This window comes from Sphingomonas radicis (genome assembly GCF_051400635.1).
Taxonomy (GTDB): domain Bacteria; phylum Pseudomonadota; class Alphaproteobacteria; order Sphingomonadales; family Sphingomonadaceae; genus Sphingomonas.
Genome location: NZ_JBLFFG010000001.1, coordinates 177,932 through 201,769 on the forward strand (window position 1 = coordinate 177,932; position 23,838 = coordinate 201,769).

Sequence of the window (23,838 nt, forward strand, 5' to 3'; positions counted from 1 at the left end):
CTCACCAGCTCCCCGAGGCGCCGCCGCCCCCGAACGATCCGCCACCGCCCGAGAAGCCGCCACCGCCTCCCCAGCCGCCGCCGCCACCCCAGCCGCCGCCACCGCTCGAATGGCGGCCCATCTCATTGGCGATCGTCCACAGCACGATCGGCAAGGCGCCGCCGTCGCCGCCACGATAGCGCCGTCCGCGCCGCTTTCCGCCGCGGCCGGCGATCATCGGCAGGACCACGAACAGCAGGACCGCCCCCCAGAAGATCAGCCCCCACGGCACATTGCCGCCGTTGCTCCGGGCCTTGCGCGGCTGCGTGGCGGCCTTTTGACTCGCCTCCAGCGCGCGGGCCTCGGCGGCTTCGAGCGGCAGCTTCATCTGCTCGCCGATCGCCTGCGCGCCGGCCATGATCCCGCCCGGCATGTCGCCCGCCTTGAACCGCGGGATGATCGTGTCGTTGACGATCTGGCTCGACAGTGCGTCGGTCATGATCGGCTCGAGCCCGTAGCCGACTTCGATCCGAACCTTGCGGTCGTTGGGCGCGACGATCAGCACGATGCCGTTGTTGGCCTCCTTCTGTCCGATCCCCCAGGCGCGGCCGAGCTGGTAGCCGTAGTCTGCGATGTCATAGCCCTGCAGATCGGGGATGGTCGTGACCACGAACTGGCGCGAGGATGCCTGCTCGACCTCGGCGGAAAGCTGAGTGAGCTGCGCTTCCTGCTCCGGCGAGAGCAGGTTCGCGGCATCGACCACCCGGCCTTCGAGCTTGGGAAAGCTCGGCTGCGCATTCGCCGCCAAAGGGATCAGCGCGAGGAGCAGCGCCAGGAGGAAACGCAACGGGTTCATCATGTTATCTCACGAATGATGGAGCGGCTTCCGGCTTCGATGCCTTCCACCATCTGGCCCTTGCCGAAACGCGGCAGGACCTCTGTGTCGAGGATGGCCTTGGCCTCGTCGTCGGTGAGCGCGGCCTCAAGGCCGCAGCCGACCTCGATCCGCACCTTCTGCTCGTTGGGCGCGACGACGAGCAGCACCCCGTCGTCGGCCTCCTTGCGACCGATGCCCCAGCCGTTGCCGAGGGCAAGGCCGACCTCCTCGATCGAGCGTCCATCGAGGCTGGGCAAGGTGACGATGACGAACTGATGGCCCGTAGCGCTTTCGAGAGCGGCAGACTTGTCGGCCAGCGCCGCCTCTTCGGCAGGCGCGAGCAGATCGGCATTGTCGACCACACGCCCGGTGAGCGCCGGCGGCGCGAACGGTGGCGCCGCCGCTTTGCCGACAGTCGTCGATTTGGCGAGAATCGCCGTCGGAGCTGTACCGCAGCCGGCCAACGCGTCAGTTGGCCGGGTGACGTTCTGCACCGGCGCGGCACCGCAAGCGGTGAGCGCGCCGGCGAGAAGGAGGAGAAACACCCGCTGGATCAGCTGCCGTTCCCGAAATCAACCGTCGGGGCGGTATCGGCGCCTTCCTTGGCCTGGAAGGGCGTCAGCGGCTTGGCGCCATAGAAGATCTTGGCGCCGATTGCGTCGGGGAAGGTGCGGATGCGCGTGTTATACGCCTGCACCGCGGCGTTATAGTCGCGGATCGAGATCGCGATGCGGTTCTCGGTGCCTTCCAGCTGGCTCATCAGCGTGGCGAAGTTCGCCTGGCTCTTGAGGTCGGGATAGGCCTCCTGCAGCCGCTGCAAGGGCACGATGGCCGCAGACAGCCGGTTCTGCGCCTCGGCGAAGCGCTGCATCGCAGCGGGATCGCTGAGTTGCTCGCCGCTCAGAGTGATCCGCGTCGCATTGGCGCGGGCGTTTGTGACATCGGCCAGAATCTTGCCCTCCGACGCGGCGGCGCCCTTGGCCGTCGCGACCAGATTGGGGATCAGGTCGGCGCGGCGCTGATAATTGGTCTGCACGTCCGCCCAGCGCGCCTTGGCGGTTTCCTCGGCGGTGGGGATGCTGTTGAGCCCGCAGGCCGAGAGCAGCGCGGCGCAGACGAGCGCGAGACCGGCACGAAACTTCATCGGGAATGATCCTCCATACCCATGACCATGGTGTCTTATACGGCAATCACACTGGAGCCCGAAAGCGAAATCGGACACAAGGTGCAACGATCCAACCGAACAGGGAGACTGATGGCATGTGGAAGGAGTTCCGGACGTTCATCGCGCGCGGCAACGTGATCGACCTTGCCGTGGGCGTGATCATCGGTGCCGCATTCGGCACGATCACCAAATCGCTGACCGACGATCTGATCATGCCTCTAGTCGGCGCGATCTTCGGGGGCTTAGATTTCTCGAGCTATTTCCTCCGCCTGGGGCCGGTGCCTGCGGGCTACACCGGCTCGCTCACCAACTATGCCGCACTGAAGGAAGCGGGCGTCCCGCTGCTCGGCTTCGGCCAGTTCGTGACGGTCGTGATCAACTTCCTGATCCTCGCCTTCATCATCTTCCTGTTGGTGCGTTTCGTGAACCGCGCGATCGCGGTCGTCGAGCGCGAGAAGGCGGCCGACGAGGCAGCCCCCGAACCGGAGCCCCAGGATGTGGTGCTGCTGCGCGAGATCCGCGACGAATTGAAGCGCTCCAACAGCCCCGCCTAGGCGGCTGCCAGGTCCTCCGCGACGGCATCGGCCAGGCTGGTGCCGTCGAGGATCCGAGCAGTCTCGTCGCGCACGCGCGCCATCGCCTGGCGGATGGCGCAGGTCGCCTCGTCCTTGCAGTCCTTGCACGGGCGATAGGCGGTGCGGCTCACGCACGGCACTAGCGCCAGCGGTCCTTCGATCACACGGATCACTTCGCCCAGGGAGATCAGGTGCGATGGGCGCGCGAGCCGATATCCGCCCATCTTGCCGCGTGTCGAGAGGAGGAAGCCCGCCTCGCGCAGGTCGGCCAGGATCAGCTCGAGGAACTTGCGCGGCACGTTCGCCTCGACCGCGATCCGGTTCATCGGCACGGGAGTACCGCTCGCCGGTTGCGCGGCGAGGAACAGCATAGCGCGGAGTGCGTATCGGGAACGCTGCGTCAGCATGATGCACCTCCCATGCCAATTGATTGCGGCGCTGTGAAGACTTCCGGAAAAAATTCCGCCGCCGCGGTGGCATCGACGGCGCAGTTGCTAGCTGCCTTCACCTGACCTTTTCATTAATCGCCCGAGCCCCTATATGGGTTCTGCCGGCTTCGGCCGGCTATGGGGATAAACGACGGCGTGCAATAGACGCAGCGGACCCGGGGGCAGTACCCGGCGGCTCCACCATAACCGGTGGTGTATCTGGACACCGTTTCTGACGGGGCCGAACCAGGATCGACGTGTGTTGAAAAGCGCCGACTATCTCTCAGCGTGGGCCACTGTGACGGTCCATCACACAAGTGCCAACGATAACGAAGCACTCGCTATTGCGGCGTAACCCCACGGCCTAACGGCCTAAGGTTATTCCAAAATGCGCGGTCGGACCACACCGGGCAACAGAAGTGGATTCCAGCGGCCGCCAGGGGGGCCGGGCAACAGAACCCCCTGGACCTTCCTTTCCGCATTGCGTTCGTCCGGAGGCTGTCGAGAGAGACGCTCCGCGCTCCATCTCCCGCAGCCCGCTCCCAGGAATCGTTTTCGGATCGCAGCTCCCAACAAAAAAGGGCCCCGGTTTCCCGGAGCCCTTCTTCGTTTCAGCTTGCGCCGCCGGCGATCAGATCAATCGTCACCGCCGGTGAGGAACGCAGGCAGGCCGATGTTCTCGCCGCCTTCGTCCTTGCCGCCTTCCGAGCGCTCGCGGCGCGGGCCGCGGTCACTGCGCTCGCCGCCACGGCCTTCGCCGCGCGGGCCGCGGTCGCGATCGCCGCCGCCTTCGCGACGCGGACCACGATCGCCACCGCGGCCACCTTCGCGACGACGGTCGCCGCGATCGCCGCCACGGCCGCCTTCACCGCGCGGACCACGGTCCTCACGCGGCTCGCGTGCCGGGCGGGTGTCTTCCAGCTCTTCGCCGGTCTCCTGATCGACGACGCGCATCGACAGGCGGACCTTGCCGCGCGGATCGATCTCGAGAACCTTGACCTTGACTTCCTGGCCTTCGCTCAGGACGTCCGAGACCTTCTCGACGCGCTCGTTGCGGATCTCGGAGACGTGGACGAGACCGTCCTTGCCGCCCATGAAGTTCACGAACGCGCCGAAATCGACGAGGTTGACGACCTTGCCGTTGTAGACCTTGCCGACCTCGGCCTCTTCGACCAGGCCCTTGATCCACTTGATGGCGGCTTCGATCTGCGACGGATCCGAGGACGAGACCTTGATCACGCCTTCGTCGTCGATGTCGACCTTGGCGCCGGTGGTGGCGACGATCTCGCGGATCACCTTGCCGCCGGTGCCGATCACTTCGCGGATCTTCGACTTGTCGATCGTGAAGGTCTCGATGCGCGGCGCGTGTGCCGACAGCTCCTCACGGGTGTGATCGAGCGCCTTGGCCATCTCGCCCAGGATGTGTGCGCGGCCTTCCTTGGCCTGCATCAGCGCGGTCTTGAAGATCTCCTCGGTGATGCCGGCGATCTTGATGTCCATCTGCATCGTGGTGATGCCTTCGGACGTGCCCGCCACCTTGAAGTCCATGTCGCCGAGGTGATCCTCGTCGCCCAGGATGTCGCTGAGAACCGCGAACTCCTTGCCTTCCAGGATCAGGCCCATCGCGATGCCCGACACCGGGCGCTTGATCGGCACGCCGGCGTCCATGAGCGAGAGCGAGCCACCGCACACCGACGCCATCGACGACGAGCCGTTGGACTCGGTGATGTCGCTGGTCAGGCGGATCGTGTAGGGGAACTCCTCCTTGGTAGGCAGCACCGGGTGCAGCGCGCGCCACGCCAGCTTGCCGTGGCCGACTTCGCGGCGGCCCGGGGCGCCGAAGCGGCCCACTTCGCCGACCGAATAGGGCGGGAAGTTATAGTGCAGCATGAAATGCTGGTAGCTGAGGCCACCCAGACCGTCGATCATCTGCTCGGCGTCGCGGGTGCCGAGCGTGCAGGTCGCGATCGTCTGGGTCTCGCCGCGAGTGAACAGCGCCGAGCCGTGCGCGCGCGGCAGGAAGTGGACTTCCGCCTCGATCGGACGGATCTGCGTGGTCGAGCGGCCGTCGATGCGCTTGCCGGTCTTGAGGATCGCGGTGCGGACGATGTCCGCCTCGAGCTTCTTGACCTGCTTGGCGGCGACGAGCTGCTCCTGCGGAGTCTTCTCTGCCATCGCGGCCTTCGCCTTGGCGCGGGCGTCGTTGAGCAGCGCCGAACGCTCGGACTTGAGCGTGGTCTTGTAGGCCGCCTCGATGTCCTTGCCGATCAGCTTCTTGAGCTCGGCCTTGACGCCAGCGGCGCTGTCGTCGGTCTTGAGCTCCCACGGATCCTTCGCGGCCTTCTCGGCCAGGCTGATGATCGCCTTGACGACCTGCTGGCACGCCTTGTGCGCGAACAGCACCGCGCCCAGCATGATCTCTTCCGAAAGCTCCTTGGCTTCGGATTCGACCATCATCACGGCATCGTGGGTGGCAGCGACGACCAGGTCGAGTTCGCCTGCGGCAACCTGCTCGTCGGTCGGGTTGAGGACGTACTCGCCGTCGACATAGCCGACGCGCGCGGCGCCGATCGGGCCCATGAAGGGCACGCCCGAGATGGTCAGCGCAGCCGAAGCAGCGACCATCGCGAGGATGTCGGGCTCGTTCTCGCCGTCATAGCTCAGCACCTGAGCAATGGCGTTGATCTCGTTGTAGAAGCCCTCGGGGAACAGCGGGCGGATCGGGCGGTCGATGAGGCGGGAGACGAGCGTCTCCTTCTCGGTCGCGCCGCGCTCACGCTTGAAGAAGCCACCCGGGATACGGCCGGCGGCGCTGAACTTTTCCTGATAGTGGACGGTGAGCGGGAAGAAGTCCTGCCCTTCCTTCACGGTCTTCGCGGCGGTGACGGCGCACAGTACCACGGTTTCGCCGAGGGTCGCGATCACCGCGCCGTCGGCCTGGCGGGCAACCTTGCCCGTTTCGAGAGTCAGCGTCTTGCCGCCCCACTCGATCGATACAGTCTTCTTGTCGAACATTTCATTTCCTTCACTCCGCCGGCCGGATGCCAGCGGGGCCTATGAGTCGGACCGGTTTGGTCCGTGGAGATCGGCCGAATTGCCGCTCTCCATTGTGCTCCTGCGAAAGCAGGAGCCCAGGGTCACAAGCACCTCGCCCGGAGCCCTGGATCCCCGCCTGCGCGGGGATGACGCAATACGTAAACGGCCCGCCGAAGCGGGCCGAACGATTGCGTCACTTGCGAAGGCCGAGCTTCGCGATGAGTTCTGCGTACCGTCCCTCGTCCTTCTTGCGGAGGTAGTCGAGGAGCGAACGGCGCTTGTTGACCAGCATCAGCAGGCCGCGGCGCGAATGGTTGTCCTTGGCATGGCTCTTGAAGTGCTCGGTGAGGTTCTGGATCCGCTCGGTGAGGATCGCAACCTGGACTTCGGGGCTGCCGGTGTCGCCGCTCTCGCGGCCGTGTTCCTTGATGAGCGCTTCCTTGCGCTCCTGCGTGATCGACATGCGTTTTCCTTCGACATCGCTTTACAAGTTGAACCCGCGGACGACCCGGACAAGTCCGGACTGAGCCTCCACCAGCGCGATCGGCACATCGTCCAGCATCGCGAAATATTGACCATCCCTAAGATCAGGGTCTTCAGCAGTGGTCCCGGCCAGAACCTGCCCCCTGCGGAGCAGCCCTGCCTGGTCGGGAGTGAGGGATAGAGCCGGGATGTCGTCCAGCCCCGCCCTCAGCGGCAGGAGAAGTTGTTCAAGCGCGCGGTCCTTAGCGGCCTCAGCCAATTTGTCCAGCGAAATCGCGGATTCAAGGGTGAACGGGCCCGCCTTGGTGCGACGGAGCATCGTGACATGCCCCACCGTGCCCAGCGCATGCGCGATGTCGCGCGCGAGGCTGCGGATATAGGTGCCCTTCGACACATGCGCAGTGAGGGTGACGGCGTCCAGCCCATCCTCCCCCGCGGGCGTGGATAGCGTGAGCGAATGGATCGTCACGCTGCGGGTCGCGAGCACCACTTCCTCCCCGGCGCGGGCGAGATCATAGGCGCGCGCGCCATCGACCTTGAGCGCCGAATAGGCGGGCGGGACCTGCTCGATCGGTCCGGTAAAACGCGGCAGCACTGCCTCCACCGCCGCCAGCACCGGGCGGACATCGGATGCCGCGATCTCGCGCCCCTCCGCGTCGAGCGTATCCGTCTCGACGCCGAAGAGGATCGTGAAGTCATAGACTTTGTCGCTGTCGAGCATCCGCCCGGCGAGCTTGGTCGCCTCTCCCACCGCCACCGGCAGCACGCCGGTTGCGAGCGGATCGAGCGTACCGCCATGGCCGACCTTGAACTTGCCATAGCCGCCGGTACGCAGCGCGCGCTTGACCGCGCTCACCGCCTGAGTCGAGCCGAGGCCCAGAGGTTTGTCGAGAATGATCCAGCCGTGCATGGCTATTCGCCCGCCGCCGTGCGCTGCATGAAGTGGCGGCGGCACAGCGCGACATAGCGTTCGTTACCCCCGATCTCGCGCTGGGCACCTTCGCGCACCGCATTCCCCGCGGCATCGACACGCAGATTCATTGTCGCCTTGCGTCCGCACTCGCACACCGACTTGATCTCGACCAGCGCATCGGCGAGCGCGAGCAGCTCCGCCGATCCGGGGAAGAGCTTGCCCTGGAAATCGGTCCGCAGGCCATAACAGAGCACGGGGATTCTCACTTCATCGGCGAGATGCGCGAGCTGGCGGACCTGCCGCGCGGAAAGGAACTGCGCCTCGTCGACAAGGATGCACGCGAGCGGCGCCCTGAAATGCTCGTCCTCGGCGATCAGCCGGAGATCGGTATCGGCGTCGAACGGAATGGCAGCCACGCTGATGCCCAGGCGCGAGTCGATCACGCCGCGTCCGCCGCGATCGTGCGCGCCGGCGGTGAAGAGCAGGGTGCGCATGCCGCGCTCGCGATAGTTGAAGTCCGCCTGGAGCAGCGTCGTCGACTTCCCCGCGTTCATCGAGGCGTAGTAGAAATAGAGCTTGGCCATGAAGCTGCGCTAGCCCAGCTCACAGCGCCGCGTAAGGGCCGTCGGAGGGAAGCGGCTGGCGCGCGCGATGCGGGCGGATCGAAGCCGGCTCAATACGGCCGGTGACGACATCGCCGATCATCCACAGTCGGCGCCAGATACCGCTCCCGCCGCAAGCTTCCCGACTGCCATAGGCGAGGAGCACGACACGCCGCCCATCGGCGCTCCAGCGCACGCCGGAGACCATCACCTCGTCAGGATCGAGGCAGGCGCGCGCGGCCCGCAGCACTTCGCTTGCCGCATCGGCAAGCGCTGGTATCTCGAAAACCCGATCACCCCGGAGCTCGAACAGGCGCACGCGCTCCATTCCCGCGTCGCGCTGCTGGTTGGCGAAGAAACGATAGTTCACCGGGGACCAGAAGAGGACGAACGGCGCGCCGTCGTCGAGCACCCCCAGATCGTCGAGCGACTCCCCGCTCCCGCCGCGCACCAGCCCCACACCCCTGACGCGGCCCGCGTTCTTGACCACCAGGTAAGCGCCGTCGAACGAAGGCGCATGGCCGTAGCAGGCGGGAAGGAAGCGATAGCCGCCGTGGATCACCCGGCGCTCCTCGCGGCAGCCCGGGCCCGAAGTCGGCGGGGCGCGGCGCGGCACGCCGGCCTGCGACCCATCACCGCTGCGCATCACGCCCAGGCCGGAAATTGCCGGCTGCCAGCGCAGAACCGCGAGCGCGCCCGTGGCGACGATCACCGCCGAAAGAAGAAGTGCAGCGAAGTTGGGGCGCCGCGGCATGATGGCACCCCGCGCCGGCTCAGGCCTTTTCGCCGTCGAGATCGCGCGCGACCGCGGGATCGCGCAGCAGCCGATCGATATGGCTGCCCTCGTCGAAACTCTCGTCGGCGAGGAACTTGAGCTTGGCCGCGTATTTCATCTTCACCCGCGCCGCCACTTCGCGCTGGAGATAGGCGGTGTTGGTGCGCAGCGCCTTGAGCACCGCCTCCTCGTCCTTGCCGAGCAGCGGCTTCACGAAAACGGTGGCATGCCGCAGATCGGGCGACATGCGCACTTCGGTGATCGACACCATGTGCTTGGCGAGCAGATCATCATGCACGTCGCCGCGCTGCAGGATTTCGCTCAGCACGTGGCGCACCTGTTCGCCCACGCGTAGCAGGCGGACGGAACGGTCTTCGGTTTGATTACTGTGCTTCATTTCAACCTCGGCGCGCCATCGCGCCTTCCATGACGCGGCCCGTGAACGTACCGCGGGCGACCAGAGGGCATCGGGAAATCGAAGATCGAATCATCGGTTGCCGCCTCAAGCTCCCTCTCCCCTTGTGGGAGAGGGAGGGAGCCGACGAAGTCGGCGGAAAGGTGAGGGGGAATGGGTGAACAGGCTATCTCCCCCTCACCCTTCCCACGCCTTCGGCGCGGGCCCCTTCCCTCTCCCACAAGGGGAGAGGGAAATTTACAGCGTGCGTTCGCGCAGCTCGACTTCGAACGTCTCGAGATAGTCGCCGGCCTTGATGTCGGTGAAGTTCTGCGTGAACGTGACACCGCATTCGAGGCCTGCGCGCACTTCCGGAACGTCGTCCTTGAAGCGCCGCAGCGATGCGATCTCGCCCTGGTAGATGATGACATCGTCCCGGGTGATGCGCGCCTTGAGCGCCTTGCGGATCGCGCCTTCGGTGACGAGCAGACCCGCCGCCTTGCCGTGCTTGCCTGCCGAGAAGACTTCCTTGATCTCGGCGCGGCCCACGACGGTTTCGAACGCTTCCGGCCCGAGCTGGCCCGCCATGCCCGCACGGATCTCGTCCGTGAGGTCATAGATCACGTCATAATATTTGAACGCGACCTTGTTGCGCTCGGCGATCTCGCGCGCCTTGGCGTTCGGGCGGACGTTGAAGCCGATGATCGGCGCACCGGCAGCGCCGGCAAGCGTCACGTCGCTCTCGGTGATGCCGCCGACCCCGGCGTGCAGCACGCGTGCCTTGATGTCCTCGGTGCTGATCTTGTTGATCGCCGCGACGATCGCCTCGACCGTGCCCTGGGTATCCGCCTTGACGACCAGCGGATATTCCATCGCCTGCTTTTCCTTGAGCGCGGAGAACATGCTCTCCAAGCTGGCAGGAGCGTTGGTCGTGCGCTTCTGCAGCGCCACGCCCTGGCGATATTCGGCGACTTCGCGTGCCCGCGCCTCGTTCTCGACGACCTGCAGCGGATCGCCCGCCATCGGCACGCCCGAGAGGCCGAGTATCTCGACCGGCATCGCCGGTCCGGCTTCCTTGACCTGGCGGCCCTTGTCGTCGACCAGTGCGCGGACCTTGCCGCTTTCCGCGCCGACGACGAACACGTCGCCCACGCGCAGCGTGCCGCGGCTAACGAGGACCGTCGCGACCGGGCCGCGGCCCTTGTCGAGCTTGGCCTCGATCACCGTGCCTTCGGCATCGCGATCGGGGTTGGCCCTCAGTTCGAGCAGCTCGGCCTGGAGCTGGATCTTCTCGATCAGCTGGTCGAGGCCGGTCTTCTTCAGCGCCGAGACTTCGACGTCTTGGACGTCGCCGCCCATTTCTTCGACAACAACCTCATGCTCGAGCAGGCGCTCGCGCACGCGCTGCGGATTCGCGCTGTCGAGGTCGACCTTGTTGATCGCCACGATCAACGGCACGCCGGCCGCCTTTGTGTGATTGATCGCCTCGATCGTCTGCGGCATCAGCCCGTCGTTCGCGGCCACCACTAGCACGACGATGTCGGTGACGTTGGCACCGCGCGCGCGCATCTCGGTGAAGGCTTCGTGGCCCGGCGTGTCCAGGAAGGTGACCTTCGACTTGTCCTTCAGCGTCACCTGATAGGCGCCGATATGCTGGGTGATGCCGCCGGCCTCGCCCTTGACAACATCGGTGCCGCGGAGCGCATCGAGCAGCGAGGTCTTGCCGTGGTCGACATGACCCATGATCGTCACCACCGGCGGACGCGGCTGGAGCTGCTCCTCCGGATCCTCACTCGTGTCGAGCTGGATGTCGACGTCGCTCTCGCTGACGCGGGTGATGTTGTGGCCGAACTCGGTGACCAGCAGCTCGGCGGTATCCTGGTCGATCGTCTGGTTGACGGTGACCATCATGCCCATCTTGAATAGCGCCTTCACCAGGTCGGCGCCCTTCTCGGCCATGCGGTTGGCGAGCTCCTGGACGGTGATCGCCTCGGGCACCACTACGTCGCGGACCTGCTTGGCCTGCGGCTCGCGCGGGCCGCCGAACGCACGACGATGCTCCTTCTCACGCGCACGCTTGAGCGCGGCGAGGCTGCGGGCGCGGGCGCCCTCGTCGCCGCCGAGCGCACGCGTGACGGTGAGCTTGCCCGACTGGCGCCGGTCGTCACCACCCTTGCGATCACGCGACGGACGCGCGGGCTCCGGCCCACGACGCGGCGCGACGGGGGCGGGTGCGCCGGGGCGCGCGGCCGCAGAAGCGGAAGGCGCAGCGGCGGCCTCGCGCTCGGGGCGCTGCTGCGGCTGTGCCTGCGGCTCGGGCTTCGGCTGCGGCTTGGGGATTTCCGGACGCTGCACCGGCGTGAACCGGCGCGGCGCAGGGCGGCTCGGATCGAGCTGCACGCTGATCGGCTGCGGCGCAGGCTGGGGCGCGGGGGCCGCCGGCTCGGGTGCCGCGGCGGGCGCAGGTGCAGGTTCGGCCGCCTTGGGTGCAGACTCGGGGGGCGCAGGCTCGGGCGCCTTGGCTGCCTCCGCCTCGGCACGCGCACGCTCTTCGGCGCGACGCGCTTCGGCCTCTGCGGCCTCGGCACGCTCGCGCTCCTCGCGGCGGCGAGCCTCTTCGAGCGCCTGCATCCGCTGTTCCTCGGCCTCGCGCAGCAGACGCGCCTGGCGCTCCTGCGGAGTCTCGTTCGAGGCAGCGGGGCGCGGTGCCGGTGCGGCGGGCCGCGGAGCGGGCGCAGGTGCGGGCGGCGGAGGCGGCGCAGCCTCGGCCTGCTGCGGCTGGGCTTCGCCGGACTGCGGCCCGAGCACGCGGCGGCGCTTGACCTCCACGACCACGGTGTTCGAGCGGCCGTGGCTGAAGCTCTGCTTCACCTTGCCCGTCTCGACCGTGCGCTTCAGTCCCAGCGGCGCGCGCATGCCCAGTTTCGGCTTATCGTTGTCCGTGTCGCTCATGCGGCTCTTCAAAGTCCTTCGGTATGTTCTTCGTCTTGATCGCTCGGTCGCGCGTCGTTCCCGTGTGCCGATGCGCCCTGCGAGCGGGTTTCGCAAGGCTCGTGGCCAGGATCGGGTCCGATGAAATGCAGCCAGCGGTCGAGCGCATCGCTCACCCGCTTCGCCGCCCGGGCGTCGGTCAGTCCGGCGTGTACCACATTTTCGCGGCCAAGCGCCAAGGACAATATGGTGCGCGGAACCGGCAATGTTAACCCCTTGAGGTCCGTGCCTTCCCGATCGGAGCCGACGCGCCACGCCTGCGCGAGCTTGCGCGCGCCGTCGTCGCTCGCGTCGGACGCATGGAGCAGCAGGTGGAGCTGGCCCGAACGCGCGGCGTTCTGGATACGATCGCCGCCGATCGCGACATGGCCCGCCTTGAACTCGAGGCCGAGCCGATCGAGCAGGTTGCGCTGAAGCTGCACCGCGATCCGCTCGCCCAGATCGGCGGGCACGCGGATGTCGCCGGTCTTGAAGGCGCGTGAGAGCGCGCCCTTGAGCCGGCCCTTCGCCTGCGCCGCATCGAGCTCGGCACGGTCCACCCCGATCCACGCGCCGCGGCCGGGAGCCTTGGCGCGCACATCGGGAAGCACCTCGCCATCGGGCGCGATCGCCAGCCGGATCAATCCTTCGCGCGGCGCTTCCTCACGGCTGAGGATGCAGGTGCGCACCGCCCCCTCTCCCGCTTGCGCGGGAGGGCGGGCGTCGGTCGTTACCGCCGGGGTATCATTGCTCGGAGTCCGCAATTGCGTCCTCCCCACCGGCGTCGACCGCCGGCTCTTCGTCCGCGAACCAGTGTGCGCGGGCGGCCATGATGATCTCGTTGCCCTGCTCTTCGCTCAGGCCGTACTCGGCGAGGATCCCGCCCTTGTCTTCTTGGCGCTCCGAACGCGGCGCGTCGTTGCCGCGGCGGCGCGGCTCGGCGCGCTTGCGGGCGACGAGCTCGTCGGTGGCGAGGTCGGCCAGATCGTCGAGCGTCTTGATCCCTGCCTTGCCGAGCGTGACCAGCATCGCTTCGGTCATATAGGGCATGGTCGCGAGATCGTCCTCGACGCCCAGCGCGCGACGTTCGGTGCGGTTGGCCTCCTCGCGGCGCTCGAGCGCTTCCTGCGCGCGGCTCTGCAGCTCCTGCCCGAGCTCTTCGTCGAAACCTTCGATCGAAGCGAGCTCGTCGAGCTCGACATAGGCGACTTCCTCGAGCGCGCTGAAGCCCTCGGCTACCAGCAGCTGCGCGAGCGTCTCGTCGACGTCGAGCTCGTTCTGGAACATCTCCGAACGCTCGACGAACTCCTGCTGGCGCTTCTCGCTCGCATCGGTCTCGGTGAGGATGTCGATCGCCTTGGCGGTGAGCTGCGAGGCGAGGCGGACGTTCTGGCCACGGCGGCCGATCGCCAGGCTCAGCTGGTCGTCGGGGACGACCACTTCGATCCGGTCCTCTTCCTCGTCGATCACCACGCGGCTGACGTTGGCCGGCTGGAGCGCGTTGACGACGAAGGTCGCGGTATCGGGCGACCAGGGGATGATGTCGATCTTCTCGCCCTGCATCTCCTGCACCACCGCCTGGACGCGGCTGCCCTTCATGCCGACGCAGGCGCCGACCGGATCGATCGAGCTGTCGTGGCTGATGACGCCGATCTTGGCGCGGCTGCCCGGATCGCGGGCCGCGGCCTTGATCTCGATGATGCCGTCGTAGATCTCGGGGACTTCCTGCGCGAACAGCTTCTTCATGAAGTCGGGATGCGCGCGGCTGAGGAAGATCTGCGGGCCGCGGTTCTCGCGGCGGACGTTGAGGATGATCGAGCGAACGCGATCGCCGACGCGGACCACTTCGCGCGGGATCTGCTGGTCGCGGCGGATCACGCCCTCGGCGCGGCCGAGATCGACCACGACATGGCCGAACTCGACGCGCTTGACCACGCCGGTGATGATCTCACCCATGCGGTCCTTGAATTCCTCGAACTGGCGCTCGCGTTCGGCGTCGCGGACCTTCTGGAAGATGATCTGCTTCGAAGCCTGTGCCTGGATGCGGCCGAACTCGATCGGCGGCAGCGGATCGACGATATAGTCGCCGACGACCGCGCCCGGCTGAAGCTTCTGCGCATCCTTGACCGAGACCTGCTTGAAATAGTCGTCGACCGCCTCGACCACTTCCACCACGCGCCACAGGCGCAGGTCGCCCGAAACCGGATCGAGTTTGGCGCGGATGTCGTTCTCGACGCCGTAGCGGTTCTTGGCGGCGCGCTGGATCGCGTCCTCCATCGCCTCGATGACGATGGCGCGGTCGATCAGCTTCTCCTTGGCGACCGAATCGGCGATCGCGATCAGCTCGGCCTTGTTCGCGGAAATGGCAGTGGCCATCAGTCTTGTTCCTCTGTCTCGAACTCTTCGGCGCCCTCGGTCGAAAGGGGCGCGGTTGCTGCGATCAATGCGTCGGTCATCAGCAGCTTGGCGTCGGCGATCGCGCCGAACGGCACCGTGACTTCGCGGTATTTGCGGACGTCGATGGTGACCTGATCGCCATCCACGCTCTTCAGGATTCCCGTGAGCTGCTTGCGGCCGTCCTCGGTGGGCGCAACCAGGTTGAGCCGCGCTTCATGGCCCTTCCAGTCCGCATAATCCTGGAGCCGGGTAAGCGGACGGTCGATCCCCGGAGAGCTGACCTCCAGCCGATAGGCATGCTCGATCGGATCCCGCCCCGCGGCCTCGAGCTCGTCGAGCCGATCGGAGATACGGCGCGAGAGATCGGCGCAGTCGTCGATGCTGAGCTGGCGTGTGTCGGGGCGCTCGGCCATCACCTGGAGCGTCGGATCGCTGGTGCCGCCAAACATCTTGACGCGCACGAGCGCGAGCCCGAGCGCCTTGGCTTCGGGTTCGATCAGCTTCGTCAGTTCGGCGATATCCGCCACGCGTCAACTCCGGGAATCAGATAAGCAGCTTCGGCGCCGGAGCCCTGCGGGCCCCGACCTCGGCATGTTTGACGATGTCGAGAAAGCACAGGCCATATATCCCCTTGCCGCCCAGTCGGCAAGGGGGGTCTCGAACGTCTCGTCAGCCCGGATTGTGCGTGTCGAGGAACTTGCCGACGCGGGTCAGAAAATCGGTGGCGTTGATCGGGTTCGCAAAGCCGTGCCCCTCGCCCTCGTAGACCACATATTCATGGCGCCTCCCGGCCTTGCCGAGCGCCTCGTGCAGGCGGCGCGACTGATAGAGCGGCACATTGTCGTCATCCTCGCCGTGGGCGATCAGGATCGGGACGGTGAGCTTGTCGACCATCTTGATCGGGGAAATCTGGTCGAGCCCGAAATCCTTGTCGCCCTGGACGCGCGACTGCCAGTCGCGGGCGTAGCGCGGCGCCGAAAAGCTCTTGCGATCGAATCGCAGCATAGACGCCACGTCCGAAATCCCAGCGAAGCTGATCGCGCAGCGATAGAGCTCCGGATTTCGAACCGCGGCCCACATCGCCGCATAGCCGCCGAACGACGCACCCATTATGCACACGCGCTTGGGATCGGCGGTGCCGCGGCCGGTGAGCCACTTCACGCCATCATCGATATCGTCCTGCATCCCGCGGCCCCAGGCACCATAGCCCTTTTCCACGAAGCCGCTGCCGAAGCCGGTGGACCCGCGGAAATTGGGCTGGAGCACGGCATAGCCTTTGCTCGCGAGATACTGGACCCAGGCATCATAGCCCCAGACATCGCGTGCGAAGGGGCCGCCGTGCGGCATCACGACCAGCGGCAGGTTCTTGTCGCCCTTGCCCGGAGGGAGCGTGAGATAGCCGCGTATCTCGAGCCCGTCGCGCGCCTTGTACCGAACCGGCTCCATCGTCGCGAGCCGCTTGCCGTGCAGCCCCTCATACGGGACGGCGAAGGGGGCCATCCGGCGAACCTTGCGATCGTAGAAATAATAGGCGCCGGGATCATCCGAACTGCTGCTCCAGACGAGAAGGCGCTGCTTGTCGCGGCTTGTGGAGACCACGCGATTGACCTTGCCCGGCAGCGCCCGGTCGATTCGGCCCTGGAGCGCTTTGAGCTCGGGATCAAACCAGGCGACCTCGGGTTTGTCGTCGGTGTAATAGACTCCGACCACCGCCCCATCGGGGGAGAGGTCGAAATCGTCGATGTCCACCGCGGGATTCTCGTAGAGCTGCTCGCCCAGCCGATCCGCCGTGAAATCGTAGCGATAGAGCCCGAAGCGGCCGCTCTCGCCCGCCGCGATCGCGAAGCCCTTGTCGCTGCCGTCGAGCGGAATGAACTTGTCGACCTCGGTACCGTCGTCGTCGACGGTGCGCTTGATGCGCTGGAAGTCCTGATCGGCGGCGGCGCGATAGAGAAGCCACCATTTCTTGCCGCTGGCGCCGATCCCGGCGCGCACCACGCCGTTGTTGTCGGCGAACCAGCTCCAGACATGGTCCTGCGCGCGCACGATACGGTTGGACTTCCCCGTCGCGAGATCGACGCGATAGACGGCGGGATATTCGTAGATGCTCGGCTGAGTCGAAAGCAGCACGAACTTGCCCTCGCGGTCGACGTGGATCACGTCGTCGCCCATCAGCCCCTGGTCGCGCGGGCCCACCAGGCTGATCTTGCCGGTCGTGAAATCCATCAGCGCGACACGCGTCATGCGCATCTCCTCGCCGAACAAATTGGTGGTCGTCCCGAGGCTTACGAGCAGCAGGCGCGGCCCTGCCCAACGCAGCCAATTCACCTGATGCTTGTTGGGAATCGGGAAGGTCCTGACCGCAGTCGGCTCGAGCGACGCTTCCGTCACACGCACCACGGGCTTGCCGTCCTTCACTCCCCGCGCGGCGATCAGCACACCGTCGGGAGAGAGAATCGGCGCCCGAAGCGACGCGATCGCACCGAAATCCGCGGCAGTAGGCACCGCGGCCGCGACGGGATCCTCCTTGCCCGCCGACGACGCCACCGGCACGACGGCCCCCACGAGCGCGAGCGCGCTCAACAACTTCCAATACATCGACTTGCCCCCAAGTCTTTTCCCCACCCGGTACGATGACTTGGCAGGTGGTGCGGATGCAAGCGAAATGCGCTTGGGCAATGACGGGAGCGCAACGGTCGGCTAAGCGTTGCTCCCCCGATCAATAAAATGAGGTTTGCCCGATGCTCTCGCAGGTCAGCTTCCTGGCGTCGGCCGCACTGCTCGCGGCCTGCAACGTTCCGTCCGATTCCGGCACTTCGGACAATGCAACGGCTCCTGGAAATGCCGCCGCCCAATCGGCAGCCGATGGCCGGCCGTTCACCGTCACTCCGGTCGCGGACTTCGATTCGCCCTGGGCGATGACGTTCCTTCCCGACGGGCGGATGCTCGTGACCGAGAAAAGCGGCACGCTCTTCCTCGTCTCGGCAGACGGCAAGCAGCGCAGCGCCGTCAGCGGCATCCCGACGGTGATGAGCGACGGCCAGGGCGGGCTGATGGATGTGGTGCTCCACCCGAAATTCGCCGACAACAAGCTGGTCTATTTCAGCTTCTCGGAGACCAACGCCGAAGGGCTGAAGGGCGTCGCGCTCGCGCGCGGCACGCTGGCCGAGGGTGCCGCTCCTGCGCTTCAGAACGTCAAGGTGATCTTCCGCGCGACTCCCTATGTCTCGGGCAACGGCCATTTCTCCGGCCGCATCGCCTTCGCACCCGACGGCAAGCTCTTCTTCACCAACGGCGAGCGCCAGAAGTTCGACCCGGCACAGGACCCCAAGGCGACGCTCGGCAAGGTGCTGCGCCTCAACGACGACGGCACGCCCGCTGCCGGCAATCCGCTGGCCGCCAAGGGCTTCCACCCGGCAGTCTGGTCCTACGGCCACCGCAATCTGCTCGGCATCGCCTTCGATTCGGCGGGCAATTTGTGGGAGCAGGAGATGGGTCCCAAGGGCGGCGACGAGGTCAATCTGATCCTGCCGGGCCGCAACTACGGCTATCCGATCGTCTCCGACGGCAGCCATTATGACGGGCGCGACATCCCCGACCACGACACCCGTCCCGAATTCGAGAAGTACAAGGTCAACTGGACCCCGGTGATCTCGCCGGGCGGCCTCATCGTCTATTCGGGCAAGATGTTCCCGCAGTGGAAGGGCGATCTGTTCATCGGCGGGCTCTCCAGCCAGTCGCTGGTGCGCGTCGACGTGGACGGCACCAACGCGAAGAAGGGTGACCAATGGCCGATGGGCGCGCGCATCCGCGAAGTCGAGGAAGGACCGGACGGCGCGCTGTGGCTGCTCGAAGATGGTGCCCAGGGCTCTCAAGGCCGTTTGCTGCGTTTGACTCCCGCGGGCTGAGTTCCCGCCCAGGGAGTAGAGGCGATGCGTGGACTTGCGTGGGTGGCGGGCGCGGCGCTGATGGCGCTCGCGGCATGCGGTGACGGCGGCGATGGCGGCGTGATCACACCCACGCCCACACCCAGCCCAAGTCCCACGCCGTCCCCCACCCCCTCGCCCACGCCAACACCGATCGGTGGCGTCAGCGCTACGCCCGTCGCTACGCTCGCTTCGCCCTGGGCGATGGTGTTCCTCCCCGACGGGCGGATGCTCGTCACCGAGAAGGGCGGCGCGCTCCGCATCGTGACGCAGGCCGGAGACAAGTCGGCGGCGCTCGGGGGCGTTCCGGCGGTGGCGGCCGGCGGACAGGGCGGATTGCTCGACGTTGCGCTGCATCCGGATTTCGCCGGCAATCGCATCGTCTACCTGAGCTTTGCCGAGGCGGGCACCGGCGGTGCGGGGCTCGCGGTGGCGCGCGGCACGCTGGTGGAGGACGGGTCCGGCGCTAGGCTCAGTGGGACCGAAGTCATCTGGCGGCAGGCGCCCAAGGTGAGCGGCAACCAGCATTTCGGCGGCCGCATGGCCTTCGCGCCGACCGGGCATCTGTTCGTCACGGCGGGCGAGCGGAACCTGCAGACACCGGCACAGGACATGGCCCAGACATTGGGCAAGATCGTCCGCCTCAACGCCGACGGCAGCGTTCCCGCCGACAATCCGTTCGTCGGCACCGCCGGGGCACGCACCGAGATCTGGAGCCTGGGGCACCGCAATCCCTATGGCCTCGCCTTCGATTCCGCCGGCCGCCTGTGGGAGCAGGAGATGGGCCCCGAAGGCGGCGACGAGTTCAACCTGATCGTCCGCGGCGGCAACTATGGCTGGCCGAACGTCTCCAACGGCAGCCACTATGGCGGCGGCAACATTCCCGACCATGCCCCGGGCGACGGCTATGTCGCGCCGCTCACCTGGTGGACCCCCGTCATCGCTCCCGGAGGCATGATCCTCTACACCGGCAACCTCTTCGCCGACTGGCGGGGCGATGCGATCATCGCCGGCCTGGTCAGCCAGGGACTGGTCCGCGTCCGCTTCACCGAAACCAGCGCCGCCGAGGTCCAGCGGATCGGGCTCGGCCAGCGCATCCGCGAAGTCGAGCAAGGCCCCGACGGCGCGATCTGGGTGCTCGAGGACGCCGCCAGCGGCCGGCTGCTCAAGCTCGTCCCCGGCTGAGGACTACTACTCCGCCGCTTCCACCCGCGGCCCGAAATCGAGCTCGGCCTGCGCCACGCGCCAGAAGCTGCGGCGATGGTGCGGCGTGGGCCCGAGCGTGCGGAGCGCCTCCTGGTGGACCTTGGCCGAATAGCCCTTGTTCGAGCGCCAGCCATAGCCGGGGTGAAGCGCGTCGAGCTCGTCCATTATGCAGTCACGCTTGTGCTTGGCGACGATCGAGGCCGCGGCGATCGACAGGCAGAGCGCATCGCCGCCCACCACCGCATGGCTCTGGTGATCCCAGTCGGGGCAGCGATTGCCGTCGACGAGCACGAACGCGGGGCGGAAGCCCAGCGCCTCGACTGCGCGCGACATCGCCAGCATCGATGCCCAGAAGATGTTGAGCGTGTCGATCTCCTCGACGCTTGCCATCCCCACGCCCACCTGTGCGCAGGCGAGCAGCTCGGCGCAGAGCCGCTCGCGCTTGGCGGCGGTCAGCACCTTCGAATCGTCGATGCCCTGGGGGATGCAGCGCGGATCGAGCACCACCGCCGCGGCGACCACCGGCCCGGCAAGCGGCCCGCGCCCCGCCTCGTCGACGCCCGCCACCGGCCCCTTGTGCAGCCGCTTGTATTTCCGCTCGAACTTGAGGTCGGGCCCGGACAGCTTAGTCATCGTCGAGCCGCCATGGCGGAAAGCGGCGCATCTCGCCAGCCTGGTAGAGACGGATCGCATTGCCCGCCGGATCGCGCAGCCGCGCCTCGCGCCAGCCCCAGCGTTCGTCCCTGGGCTCCTGATCGAACTTGATACCCTGCTGCTGGAGATAGGCGACGGTGACGTCGAGATCGCCGCATTCGAAATAGGCCACCGGCGCAGTATAGCCCTCGTCAGTGGCGATCGAGAAGGTCGCGCCGCCCTCGGTCTCGAAGCGGGCGTAGCGCGGGGCGGCGCGTACGATCTGGCGAAGCCCGAGCAGGCGGTAGAAGCGCTCGCTCGCCGCGAGGTCCTTCGCGGGCACGGTCACCTGGTTGAGCATCGGCTCGAAGAAGCTCATGTTCAGATCGAGCCGCACCGTCTGCTGGCCCATGGGACCGTGACCGCGGCCGAGCCCCGGCGCCTCGCGCATCGCGATCCGCACGAAACGGCGGGCGCGCGTCACCGCCGCGGGCAGGTCCCATTCCTGGGCGAGCCCGCATGCAATCGCCGAGGAAAGCGTGCAGCCGGTACCGTGATCGGCATCGCTTTCGATCCGCGGATCGCTCCACTCGATCTGGGGTGGGTCCTCCGGGTCGGCCGAATAGAGCCGGTCGATCACCTGCGGACCCGTACGATGCCCGCCCTTCACCAGCACCGCGCAGCCGTGCGCGGCGACCAGCTCCTGCGGATCGCGGCCGAGCGCTTCGAGCTCGGGCAGATTGGGCGTGGTGATCGTGGCGCGATCCATCAGCCGCTCGAACGCAGCGACCGTCGCTTCGTCGGCCAGCGTCGCGCCGCTGGTCGCGACCATCACCGGATCGAACACCACCGGCACGCCCGGCAGATCGCCGAGCCGATCGGCGACGGCGAGCGCCGTGCGGGCGGAGCCGATCATCCCGATCTTGACCGCATCGACCCCGAGATCGCGCACCACCGCGTCGATCTGCGCCAGCACCATGTCGGTGGGGACAGGGTGGACCGAAGTGACGCCGAGCGTGTTCTGCGCAGTGATCGCTGTGATCGCAGTCATCGCATGGCCGCCGAGCATCGTGACGGTCTTGATGTCCGCCTGAATGCCGGCGCCGCCGCCGGAGTCCGATCCGGCGATGATGAGGATGCGCGGAGTCATGCGGGCACGCAAGTCACGCTGGCGGTCGACTCGATTCGCAGTTTCGCGGGCGCATCCAACCGAACGGTTGAATATAATACCACAGAAATCCAAGGTCTTGGGCGAAAAGCTGAGTCAACCGACCGGTTGACTTGCTTGACTCGATTCGCGCTTTTTAGGGCACATTCAACCATATGGTTGGATGTTGCTTGACCCTGCGGCGGATGGCCCGGGCGGACGAATCGAGCAGCGGAGCGCATGGCGCTGCCCTGCCATAAAAACAGGGCTGTAGGACAGCGCCGATTAGGGCCTGATTTGCCTCCCGCTCGGGGGTAGTTCAACTTGACGGGACAGACCTTAGCCGCGAAAGCGCCGCTCGGTCGAGGCCGGATGGCGCTTCAGCGCGTCGCCGACACGCGCCGGGCGATCGAGCAGCTCGCCGCCGCAATTGGGACAGATCTCATCGGCCTCGTCAGCGCATTCGGCGCAGAAGGTGCATTCGAACGAGCAGATGAAGGCGCCAGCCTGATCAGCGGGAAGGTCGGTGCCGCAGCGTTCGCAGTCGGGGCGCATTTCGAGCATGACCCCGGATAGCGCGGAAAGCACCGCCTGCGAATCCCTTATCCTCCCCCGCCAGGGCAGGGCAGGGCTATCGCATACGGAAATTCCGTTTGCCCTGAGCTTGTCGAAGGGCCCTTTCCCTCGCTGCCGGCGCCCGGCCGGAAGCGAAGGAGGTCCTTCGACAAGCTCAGGACGAACGGAGATTTTGCCAAACCCCGTCCCCGCACCGGCAACATATTCCATATGCGATAGCCCTACCCTGGCGGGGGAGGTGGCAGCCGAAGGCTGTCGGAGGGGCGGAAGCACGACGGGGAGTGAGACGCTTACCTCCCCCTCCGTCGCGCTTCGCGCGCCACCTCCCCCTGGCGGGGAAGGATTGAAGTTAGGCCGCGGCCGCGCGGACGGCGTCGCAGACGCGGTCGACCAGCGCTTCTACCTGGCCGCGGTCGTCGCCTTCGGCCATGACGCGGATCACCGGCTCGGTGCCCGAGGGGCGGATCACCAGCCTGCCCTTGCCGTCGAGCTCGGCTTCGGCGGCGGCGATCACTTCCTGCACCGCGGGCGCGTCGAGCGGCTTGCCGCCCTTGAACCGCACGTTCTTGAGGATCTGGGGCAGCGGCTCGAAGCGGCGAAGCACTTCGCTGGCGGGCGCGCCGGCGCGGACGATCTCGGCGAGCACCTGGAGCGCGGCGACCAGCCCGTCGCCGGTGGTGGCATAATCGGAGAGGATGATGTGGCCGCTCTGCTCGCCGCCGACATTGTAGCCCGAGGCGCGCATCTTCTCGAGCACATAGCGGTCGCCGACCTTGGTGCGCACCAGCCCGAGGCCCTGCGCGGCGAGATGCCGCTCGAGCCCGAGGTTGGACATGACGGTGGAGACCAGCCCGCCGCCCGCGAGCCGCCCCTGGCGCGCCCAGCCGGTGGCGATCAGCGCCATCAGCTGGTCGCCGTCGACGACATGGCCGGTCTCGTCGACGACGATCAGCCGATCGGCATCGCCGTCGAGCGCGATGCCGATGTGCGCGCCCGAGGCGACCACCGTCTCGCTCAGCGTATCGGGCGCGGTGGAGCCGACGCCGTCGTTGATGTTCTTGCCGTTAGGGGTGACGCCGATCGCGATCACCTGCGCGCCCAGCTCCCAAAGCGCGGCGGGGGCGACCTGATAGGCGGCGCCGTTCGCGCAATCGATCACCACCTTTAGCCCGTCGAGCGTCAGCTCCTCGGGGAAAGTGGCCTTGGCGAAGTGGATGTAGCGCCCGCGCGCGTCCTCGACGCGGCGCGCGCGGCCGATGTCGCCCGAGGAGGCGAGCGCCACGTCGCCGTCGATCAGCGCCTCGATCGCCAGCTCATCCTCGTCGGAAAGCTTGTAGCCGTCGGGCCCGAACAGCTTGATGCCATTGTCGGCGAAGGGATTGTGACTGGCGGAGATCATCACGCCCAGATCGGCGCGCATCGAATGGGTGAGCATCGCCACCGCCGGGGTGGGCATCGGCCCGACCAGCACCACATCCATGCCGACGCTGGTGAAGCCCGCGACCATCGCATTTTCGAGCATATAGCCCGACAGGCGCGTATCCTTGCCGATCACCACGCGGTGGCGGTGACTGCCGCGGCGGAAGTGCGCGCCCGCCGCCATTCCCACCTTCATCGCCATCGCCGCGGTCATCGCACCGAGGTTGGTCGTGCCCCGGATTCCGTCGGTGCCGAAATATTTTCTTGCCATGCCTTGCCTGTTCGCGCCCTTGTGGCGTTTCGAACCCGCACTGATAGCGGCCAAAACTACAAAGGG

Annotated in this window: 22 protein-coding genes and 1 other RNA gene; 4 read left to right on the plus strand and 19 right to left on the minus strand. The window is 66.9% G+C overall.

The window, feature by feature from the left end; genetic code table 11:
* Nucleotide 1 precedes the first annotated feature (1 nt).
* The 3 genes from ACMGDH_RS00825 to ACMGDH_RS00835 are packed head-to-tail and all read right to left on the minus strand — an operon-like array spanning nt 2 to nt 2,000.
* On the minus strand, nt 2–838 hold the full coding sequence (locus tag ACMGDH_RS00825; RefSeq protein WP_436826025.1) for a TPM domain-containing protein: 837 nt from the start codon (nt 836–838) through the stop codon (nt 2–4).
* A complete protein-coding gene (locus tag ACMGDH_RS00830; protein WP_436826026.1) occupies nt 835–1,401 on the minus strand; it encodes a TPM domain-containing protein in 567 nt (188 codons plus the stop codon). Before ACMGDH_RS00830 ends, ACMGDH_RS00825 begins: the two co-directional genes overlap by 4 nt.
* An 8-nt stretch (nt 1,402–1,409) precedes the next feature.
* Entirely contained in the window at nt 1,410–2,000 is a 591-nt protein-coding gene (locus tag ACMGDH_RS00835) for a LemA family protein (protein WP_436826027.1), read from the minus strand.
* Between the two features lie 116 nt (nt 2,001–2,116).
* Here ACMGDH_RS00835 and mscL point away from each other — a divergent pair, with 116 nt between their 5' ends.
* Nucleotides 2,117–2,575 carry a large conductance mechanosensitive channel protein MscL gene (gene mscL, locus ACMGDH_RS00840; protein ID WP_436826028.1) on the plus strand — a complete coding sequence of 153 codons (459 nt, stop codon included), beginning with the start codon at nt 2,117–2,119 and terminating at the stop codon, nt 2,573–2,575.
* Here mscL and ACMGDH_RS00845 read toward each other — a convergent pair.
* Nucleotides 2,572–3,003 (minus strand): RrF2 family transcriptional regulator, encoded by a 432-nt coding sequence (locus ACMGDH_RS00845; protein ID WP_436826029.1) that lies wholly within the window; start codon nt 3,001–3,003, stop codon nt 2,572–2,574. The two genes, mscL and ACMGDH_RS00845, sit on opposite strands and share 4 nt — an antisense overlap.
* A 103-nt stretch (nt 3,004–3,106) precedes the next feature.
* On the opposite strand from ACMGDH_RS00845, the gene ssrA reads away from it, so the two are divergent.
* Nucleotides 3,107–3,452: a transfer-messenger RNA gene (gene ssrA / locus ACMGDH_RS00850) on the plus strand.
* 208 nt (nt 3,453–3,660) lie between these two features.
* Here ssrA and pnp read toward each other — a convergent pair.
* The 11 genes from pnp to ACMGDH_RS00905 all read right to left on the minus strand — a co-directional run bounded on the left by pnp (nt 3,661) and on the right by ACMGDH_RS00905 (nt 17,192).
* Entirely contained in the window at nt 3,661–6,039 is a 2,379-nt protein-coding gene (gene pnp, locus ACMGDH_RS00855; RefSeq protein ID WP_436826030.1) for a polyribonucleotide nucleotidyltransferase, read from the minus strand.
* A gap of 214 nt (nt 6,040–6,253) precedes the next feature.
* A complete protein-coding gene (gene rpsO / locus ACMGDH_RS00860) occupies nt 6,254–6,523 on the minus strand; it encodes a 30S ribosomal protein S15 (RefSeq protein WP_436826031.1) in 270 nt (89 codons plus the stop codon).
* Between the two features lie 21 nt (nt 6,524–6,544).
* Nucleotides 6,545–7,453: a tRNA pseudouridine(55) synthase TruB gene (gene truB, locus ACMGDH_RS00865; protein ID WP_436826032.1), complete on the minus strand. Its 909-nt coding sequence runs from the start codon at nt 7,451–7,453 to the stop codon at nt 6,545–6,547.
* Nucleotides 7,454–7,455: 2 nt separating this feature from the next.
* Nucleotides 7,456–8,040 (minus strand): thymidine kinase, encoded by a 585-nt coding sequence (locus ACMGDH_RS00870; RefSeq protein ID WP_436826033.1) that lies wholly within the window; start codon nt 8,038–8,040, stop codon nt 7,456–7,458.
* 19 nt (nt 8,041–8,059) lie between these two features.
* The gene (locus ACMGDH_RS00875) at nt 8,060–8,812 is read right to left on the minus strand and encodes a hypothetical protein (RefSeq protein ID WP_436826034.1); all 753 of its coding nucleotides are present in this window, start codon (nt 8,810–8,812) and stop codon (nt 8,060–8,062) included.
* Nucleotides 8,813–8,831: 19 nt separating this feature from the next.
* Nucleotides 8,832–9,230, minus strand: coding sequence for a 30S ribosome-binding factor RbfA (rbfA, locus tag ACMGDH_RS00880; RefSeq protein WP_436826035.1), 399 nt, complete (start codon nt 9,228–9,230; stop codon nt 8,832–8,834).
* Between the two features lie 255 nt (nt 9,231–9,485).
* A complete protein-coding gene (gene infB, locus ACMGDH_RS00885) occupies nt 9,486–12,179 on the minus strand; it encodes a translation initiation factor IF-2 (protein ID WP_436826036.1) in 2,694 nt (897 codons plus the stop codon).
* 8 nt (nt 12,180–12,187) lie between these two features.
* The gene (locus tag ACMGDH_RS00890; RefSeq protein WP_436826037.1) at nt 12,188–12,886 is read right to left on the minus strand and encodes a DUF448 domain-containing protein; all 699 of its coding nucleotides are present in this window, start codon (nt 12,884–12,886) and stop codon (nt 12,188–12,190) included.
* Nucleotides 12,887–12,941: 55 nt separating this feature from the next.
* Nucleotides 12,942–14,573 (minus strand): transcription termination factor NusA, encoded by a 1,632-nt coding sequence (gene nusA, locus ACMGDH_RS00895; RefSeq protein WP_436826038.1) that lies wholly within the window; start codon nt 14,571–14,573, stop codon nt 12,942–12,944.
* On the minus strand, nt 14,573–15,121 hold the full coding sequence (gene rimP, locus ACMGDH_RS00900; protein WP_436826039.1) for a ribosome maturation protein RimP: 549 nt from the start codon (nt 15,119–15,121) through the stop codon (nt 14,573–14,575). The genes nusA and rimP overlap by 1 nt, the downstream gene beginning before the upstream one ends.
* 142 nt (nt 15,122–15,263) lie before the next feature.
* A complete protein-coding gene (locus tag ACMGDH_RS00905; RefSeq protein WP_436826040.1) occupies nt 15,264–17,192 on the minus strand; it encodes an alpha/beta hydrolase family protein in 1,929 nt (642 codons plus the stop codon).
* A gap of 143 nt (nt 17,193–17,335) precedes the next feature.
* Here ACMGDH_RS00905 and ACMGDH_RS00910 point away from each other — a divergent pair, with 143 nt between their 5' ends.
* Both ACMGDH_RS00910 and ACMGDH_RS00915 read left to right on the plus strand, forming a co-directional pair.
* The gene (locus tag ACMGDH_RS00910) at nt 17,336–18,502 is read left to right on the plus strand and encodes a PQQ-dependent sugar dehydrogenase (protein ID WP_436826041.1); all 1,167 of its coding nucleotides are present in this window, start codon (nt 17,336–17,338) and stop codon (nt 18,500–18,502) included.
* Nucleotides 18,503–18,526: 24 nt separating this feature from the next.
* Complete coding sequence (locus ACMGDH_RS00915; protein ID WP_436826042.1) at nt 18,527–19,705, plus strand: PQQ-dependent sugar dehydrogenase; 1,179 nt, start codon at nt 18,527–18,529, stop codon at nt 19,703–19,705.
* 6 nt (nt 19,706–19,711) lie between these two features.
* Here ACMGDH_RS00915 and rnhB read toward each other — a convergent pair whose 3' ends face one another.
* The 4 genes from rnhB to glmM all read right to left on the minus strand — a co-directional run bounded on the left by rnhB (nt 19,712) and on the right by glmM (nt 23,772).
* The gene (gene rnhB / locus ACMGDH_RS00920) at nt 19,712–20,359 is read right to left on the minus strand and encodes a ribonuclease HII (RefSeq protein ID WP_436826043.1); all 648 of its coding nucleotides are present in this window, start codon (nt 20,357–20,359) and stop codon (nt 19,712–19,714) included.
* On the minus strand, nt 20,352–21,509 hold the full coding sequence (gene thiD / locus ACMGDH_RS00925; protein ID WP_436826044.1) for a bifunctional hydroxymethylpyrimidine kinase/phosphomethylpyrimidine kinase: 1,158 nt from the start codon (nt 21,507–21,509) through the stop codon (nt 20,352–20,354). Before thiD ends, rnhB begins: the two co-directional genes overlap by 8 nt.
* Before the next feature lie 336 nt (nt 21,510–21,845).
* A complete protein-coding gene (locus ACMGDH_RS00930) occupies nt 21,846–22,070 on the minus strand; it encodes a DUF1272 domain-containing protein (protein ID WP_436827195.1) in 225 nt (74 codons plus the stop codon).
* A gap of 361 nt (nt 22,071–22,431) precedes the next feature.
* A complete protein-coding gene (glmM, locus tag ACMGDH_RS00935; protein WP_436826045.1) occupies nt 22,432–23,772 on the minus strand; it encodes a phosphoglucosamine mutase in 1,341 nt (446 codons plus the stop codon).
* Between the last annotated feature and the right edge of the window lie 66 nt (nt 23,773–23,838).